This is a genomic window from Romboutsia sp. 13368, assembly GCF_018336475.1.
In the GTDB taxonomy this organism is placed as follows: Bacteria; Bacillota; Clostridia; order Peptostreptococcales; family Peptostreptococcaceae; genus Romboutsia.
This window is the reverse complement of record NZ_CP048741.1, coordinates 1,989,839-1,996,249: the sequence shown is the minus strand read 5'-3', so window position 1 is coordinate 1,996,249 and position 6,411 is coordinate 1,989,839. Positions and strand designations below refer to the sequence as shown.

Genomic DNA, 6,411 nt, shown 5'->3' with positions numbered 1-6,411 from the left:
TTTATAGGATAAGAATAACATTYAGATGTAATACAAAATATATATTATAATAATCAAAGGAGAAAATAAAATGAGCTTTTTTAAAAACTTATTCAAAGGAAACAAAGAACAAGAAGTAAAGAAGGAAGTAATTGCACCATTAACTAATGGAGAGTTAGTAAATATATCACAAGTTCCAGATGAAGTATTTTCAAGTAAAATGATGGGTGATGGATTTGCTATGAAGACTAATGATGGAGTAATAGTATCACCGGTAGAAGGTAAAATAGTTACAATATTCCCAACTAAGCATGCCGTAACTATTGAATCTGTAGATGGAAGAGAAGTATTAATACATTTAGGTGTAGATACAGTAGGATTAAAGGGTGAAGGATTTGAAACTTTTGTAGAAGAAAATCAAGAGGTTAAAGTTGGAGATAAATTAGTTAAAATGGATGTTGAATTCATAGAAAAGAATGCAAAATCTTCAATGCCAATAGTCGTATTTACTAATTTATCAGAAGAAGAAAGTATTAAATTAGTAGAAGGAAACGTAAATGCAGGTGAATTAGGTAAAATAGAAATTGTTAAATAATAATAAAAATTAATAATAGGGGGAAAAGGAAATGCTTCAATATTTACAAAGAATAGGTAAAGCTATAATGCTACCAATAGCAGCATTACCTGTTGCAGGTATATTGCANNNAATGCCAATAGTCGTATTTACTAATTTATCAGAAGAAGAAAGTATTAAATTAGTAGAAGGAAACGTAAATGCAGGTGAATTAGGTAAAATAGAAATTGTTAAATAATAATAAAAATTAATAATAGGGGGAAAAGGAAATGCTTCAATATTTACAAAGAATAGGTAAAGCTATAATGCTACCAATAGCAGCATTACCTGTTGCAGGTATATTACTTGGAGTTGGGGGATCATTAATAAATATAGCTAGTCTTGAAAATGCACCAGCTATATATCAACCATTAATAACTTTCGTAAATATACCAATGATAACTGTAATTTTAAAAATCATGCAAGGTATAGGTGATATAGTATTTGGAAACTTACCAATACTATTTGCAGTAGGTACTGCAGTAGGTCTTGCTAAAAATGATAAGGGTACAGCAGCACTTGCTTCTGTATTTGGATTCTTAATAATGAACCAAGTTATAAGTGTATTATTAGGATTAGGTGCTACACCATTAGGAACATTAGTTGCAGGGGAAGTACCAACACAATATGCACAATATGTAACTACTACATTAGGGATATTTACTCTTAATATGTCAGTGTTTGGAGGAATAATAACTGGTATAGTAACAGCTATCTTACATAATAAATATTATAATATACAATTACCAGCAGTTATAGGATTTTTCTCAGGTTCAAGATTTGTACCTATAGTAGTATCTTTAGCTATGGCAGTTGTAGGTGCATTACTTGCTTATATATGGCCGTTTGTACAAGATGGAATATCAGTAATTGCATTATTTGTTAAAAATGCAGGACCAATAGGAACATTTTTATATGGACTAATAGAAAGAGCTTTAATACCGTTTGGTCTTCATCATATATTCTATACTCCATTTTGGTATGGGTCATTTGTCGATGGACAAGTATTAATAGATGGAACTTGGCAAACAATACAAGGTGCTAACTATGCATACTTTGCTCAATTAAGTAGTATGCAAAGTATAGTTGGTGCAGATGCAGATACTATGTCAACTATAGTTTCAGGAACAACAAGATTTATGACTGGTAAATTCCCGTTCATGATGTTTGGTCTTCCAGCTGCAGCATTAGCAATGTACCATACAGCAGCTTCTAATAAGAAAAAAGTTGTTGGAAGTTTATTGATATCAGCAGCATTTACATCATTTTTAACAGGTATAACTGAGCCATTAGAATTTACATTCTTATTTGTTGCACCTGTATTATATGTAGTTCATTGTATAATGGCAGGTTTATCATTTTTCTTAATGGATATACTTAATGTATTTATAGGTATGACATTCTCAGGGGGGTTAATAGACTTTACTTTATTTGGAATACTTCCTGCAGGAGCTGGAGTTCCAACAAATTGGATAAGAGCAATATTAGTAGGTATAGGATATGCTATAGTTTACTACTTCTTATTTAAAACTTTAATAGTTAAGTTGAATTTAAAAACACCAGGTAGAGAAGGCGATGATGAAGAGGCTAAGCTTTATTCTAAAGCAGACTTCCAAGCTGCTAAAGGTTTAGATAGTAAAGAAACATCAAACAAAGCTAATGCAAAGGATGAAATAATACAAAAAGCTCCAGAAGTTTTAGCTGCGCTAGGTGGAGAAGAAAATGCTGTATCGATTGATGCATGTATAACTAGACTTAGAGTTGAAGTTAAAGATAAATCAAAAGTAGATAAAGATAAGTTAAAAGCATTAGGTGCTGTTGGTGTTGTTGAAGTAGGTAATGGAATACAAGCAATATTTGGTGCTAAAGCAGATGCTTATAGACATGAGATAAATAGAATATTAGGAAGAAGCTAATATAAAAAGGTATGAAATTTTAATTTCATACCTTTTTAATTATTTGAAAAKTGACCCATCAAATTTATGAATATCAGGGTTATAATTGCTAGGAGAAACTCCATATACTTTTTTAAATGCTCTTACAAAACTAGAGTAGTCATTAAATCCACATCCTGAACAAACATCATTCATACTTAATCCTTCAGCTATAAGGGATTTTGCAAGTATAAGTCTTTTTTGAACAACATAGTTATGGATTGAACTGCCTATTTGACTTTTAAACTTTCTCATAAGATAGTATTTACTGATAAAAAACTCCGAAGCTATAGTGTCTATAGATAAATCATTTTCTAAATTAGAATTAATATAATTTAGAACTCCTTCAATAGTTTTATCATACTGTATATCTTCTATGTCTCTATCTTTATTACTACTTAAAAATAATCTATTTATTAAAACCATCAATTGAATAAACAAAGATTCTTTTAAAATTTCACTTCCAAACTCATCATTATTATCACAATTTTGTATATCATTTATAAGAGTTTTTATATTTTCAATAGATTTAATGTTTAATCTAAGTAAATTATAGTTATTTTTTATTGCAATATCAAAGCATGTAAGAAGATTATTATTTGATTTATCATATCTTTTCATAAAATCTTCGTTTAGCCAGATAACTATACGTTCATAATATTTATCTGGATTTACAACGGGTTTATGTATTTCGTTTTTATTTACAAATAAAATATCCCAAGGCTTTAAAATATAAGCCTTTCCTTCTATAAAATAAGTTAAGTCCCCTTCAATTAAAATGACTATTTTACTAAAATCATGGTGATGATATTCGAATTTAATGTCTTTTTTATCCCTAAGATGGAAAATTTTAAAATTATCATTTAAATAACCAACTTTATTATCTATATCTTTCATAATCCACCTACCTTTTAGATAAAATTATAGAGCATTTTTTGCAATATAACAAGCATCTTAAACAATGTACATAATATAATAGTATGAATATAATATTAGAAGAATGAATTAGATAAATAATTACACTTATTAATAATACATACATATGTAAGTGGGAGGGTAAGATAGATGAAGTTAAATGATATATTAAAAGGACTAGATACCGTTAATATAACTGGAGATATGAACATAGATATAACTAACATAGCTTATGATTCAAGAAAAGTTGAAGAAAATACATTATTTATATGTATAAAAGGATTTAATTCAGATGGTCATAAGTATATAGAAAGTGCAATAGAAAAAGGAGCTAAAGCTTTCTTAATTCAAGATGATGTAAATATAGAAGGTTATACCTTTATAAAAGTAGAAGATACAAGAGCAGCTATGGCAAAAGTTGCTGATAATTTTTACAATAATCCATCAAAAGAATTAGACGTTATAGGTGTTACTGGGACTAATGGTAAAACAAGTATAACAACTTTTTTAAGTGAAATATTAAGCTTAAATGATAAAAAAGTAGGTCTTGTAGGTACTATAAAAATATTTGATGGAGATAAGACTGTTGAATCTAGTTCAACAACTCCAGAAAGTGTAGATTTACAAAAACACTTTAAAACTATGCTTAACAATGGATGTGATTATTGTGCAATGGAGGTATCATCTCACTCATTAGTATTAAACAGAGTAGATGAGACAGATTTTAAATTAGGATTATTTACAAACTTAACTCCAGATCACTTAGATTTCCATAAAGACTTAGAAGATTATAGAAATGCAAAAGAAAAATTATTCCATAAAACAACTATGGCGAACATAATAAACATAGATGATGAAGGTGGAGCTAAGATATATGAAAATATAAAATCTTTAAATACACCAGCATATACTTATGGAATAGATAACAAAGCTGACTTTATGGCAAAAGATATAAAGATAGATGCGAGAGGAGTATCTTATACATTAGTAACTCCAACATATGAAGAAGAAATGTTTGTACCAGTACCAGGTAAATTCACAGTTTATAATACTCTAGCAGTAATAGCAGCATGCTATATGTTAAATATACCTAAAGAAGTAGTTAAAGAAGGTTTAGGTAAAACTAAAGGTGTTGCAGGAAGATTTGAAACTATAACTAACGATAAGGGAATAAGTGTTATAGTTGACTATGCTCATACACCAGATGCATTAGAAAATATATTAAATACTGCAAAAGGATTTGCTAAATCTAATATAATAACTGTATTTGGATGTGGTGGAGATAGAGATACTACAAAGAGGCCTTTAATGGGAGAAATAGCTCAAAGATTATCAGATGTATGTATTGTAACTTCAGATAATCCAAGAACTGAAGATCCAAATCTTATAATAGAAGATATATTAAAAGGTTTAGATAAAACTAAAGAAAACTACAGAGTAGTTATAGATAGAAAAGAAGCTATAAAAGAAGCTATAGAAATGGCTCAAAAAGATGATATAGTAATCATAGCCGGAAAAGGACATGAGAACTATCAAATAATAGGAAAAGTTAAACATCATTTTGATGATAAAGAAATAGCACAGGAATTTTTAAATAATAAATAAAAATATAAGGAGATAAATATGAAATCATTTTGGAAAAATTATAAGTCTTCTATAATATTACTAGGAGCTATCTTACTAGGTGGTATTGTAGGTGCGACTATGGGGGAAAAAGCCACAGTTTTAAAACCAATAGGAGATTTATTCTTAAATTTATTATTCATGACATTAGTACCATTAGTATTCTTTAGTGTTACATCTGCCATATCTAATATGGGTGGAGGTATGAGTAGACTAGGTAAGATACTAAAAAGTATAGTTATAGTATTTTTAGGTACAGCACTAGTTGCAGCAGTTATAGGATTAATTGGAGTACTTTTAATGAATCCTACAAAAGGATTAGATACATCATTATTCTCAGATATAATATCATCTGCTAATAATAACTCAACTACAGAACAAGTAGGTTTATTACAACAAATAGTTAATACATTTACAGTTAATGACTTTAACTTATTACTATCTAGATCAAATATGTTACAACTTATTGTATTCTCAATTTTATTTGGTATAGGAACTTTAATGGCTGGAGACGCTGGAAAGCCAATAGCTAAGTTTGTTCAATCAGGTTCAGCAGTTATGATGAAAGTAATAAACATAATAATGATAGCTGCTCCAATAGGTCTTGGATGCTACTTTGCAAATGTTATAGGTGAATTAGGATCACAATTATTATCAGGATACTTAAGAGTGACAGTATTATACTTAATATTAACAGTTGTAATATACTTCGGATTATTTACTTTATATGCATTTATAGCTGGAGGAAAAGACGGAATAAAAGCTTTCTGGGCAAATGCAGTATCTCCAACAGTTACATCATTAGCAACTTGTTCAAGTGCGGCTTCAATACCTGTAAACTTAGATGCAACTAAGAAAATGGGTGTTCCAGCTGACATAGCAGAAACTGTTATACCATTAGGAGCAAATATCCATAAAGATGGTTCAGTTGTAACAGGTGTATTAAAAATAGCATTCTTATTAGGTTTATTAGGAACTGATATGAATAGCGTTGGAATGATGTTAGCTATACTAGGTGTTGCCTTCATAAATGGTGCAGTAATGGGAGCTATACCAGGTGGTGGATTTATGAGTGAAATGTTAATAATAAGTGCATTTGGAATAGATCCAGCATTACTTCCAATAATAGTTGTTATAGGAACAATCTTAGATGCTCCTGCAACATTATTAAACTCAACTGAAAACACAGTATGTGCTATGCTTGTAGCAAGACTTGTTGAAGGTAAAGATTGGTTAAAAAATAAGATAAATAATTAATAGATATGAAAAATAAGAGTGCAATTAGCACTCTTATTTTTTTATTAATAAACTATAAAATATAAAAGAATAAATAAGTTTATTAATTTA

At 29.1% G+C, this 6,411-nt stretch carries 6 protein-coding genes (1 of these 6 running past the window's edge); 5 read left to right on the top strand and 1 reads right to left on the bottom strand.

The features are described from left to right. From licT to G3997_RS08260, 3 genes are all read left to right on the top strand, one after another. Window positions 1-7 carry the 3' portion of a BglG family transcription antiterminator LicT gene (licT, locus tag G3997_RS08270; protein WP_296645322.1) on the top strand. Its footprint begins 851 nt before the window's first position, so 7 of the gene's 858 nt are visible here — the last part of the coding sequence; its start codon lies beyond the left edge, outside the window; it ends in the stop codon at window positions 5-7. 63 nt (window positions 8-70) lie between these two features. Continuing rightward, window positions 71-574 (top strand): PTS sugar transporter subunit IIA, encoded by a 504-nt coding sequence (locus tag G3997_RS08265; RefSeq protein WP_296645321.1) that lies wholly within the window; start codon window positions 71-73, stop codon window positions 572-574. Between the two features lie 248 nt (window positions 575-822). Next, on the top strand, window positions 823-2,508 hold the full coding sequence (locus G3997_RS08260; protein ID WP_296645320.1) for a PTS transporter subunit EIIC: 1,686 nt from the start codon (window positions 823-825) through the stop codon (window positions 2,506-2,508). A gap of 39 nt (window positions 2,509-2,547) precedes the next feature. On the opposite strand, the gene G3997_RS08255 is transcribed toward G3997_RS08260, so the two are convergent. Next, the gene (locus G3997_RS08255) at window positions 2,548-3,423 is read right to left on the bottom strand and encodes an AraC family transcriptional regulator (RefSeq protein WP_296645319.1); all 876 of its coding nucleotides are present in this window, start codon (window positions 3,421-3,423) and stop codon (window positions 2,548-2,550) included. 168 nt (window positions 3,424-3,591) lie between these two features. On the opposite strand from G3997_RS08255, the gene G3997_RS08250 reads away from it, so the two are divergent. Next, window positions 3,592-5,046: a UDP-N-acetylmuramoyl-L-alanyl-D-glutamate--2,6-diaminopimelate ligase gene (locus G3997_RS08250; RefSeq protein WP_296645318.1), complete on the top strand. Its 1,455-nt coding sequence runs from the start codon at window positions 3,592-3,594 to the stop codon at window positions 5,044-5,046. 18 nt (window positions 5,047-5,064) lie between these two features. Continuing rightward, window positions 5,065-6,321: a dicarboxylate/amino acid:cation symporter gene (locus G3997_RS08245; RefSeq protein WP_296645317.1), complete on the top strand. Its 1,257-nt coding sequence runs from the start codon at window positions 5,065-5,067 to the stop codon at window positions 6,319-6,321. Window positions 6,322-6,411 lie beyond the last annotated feature (90 nt).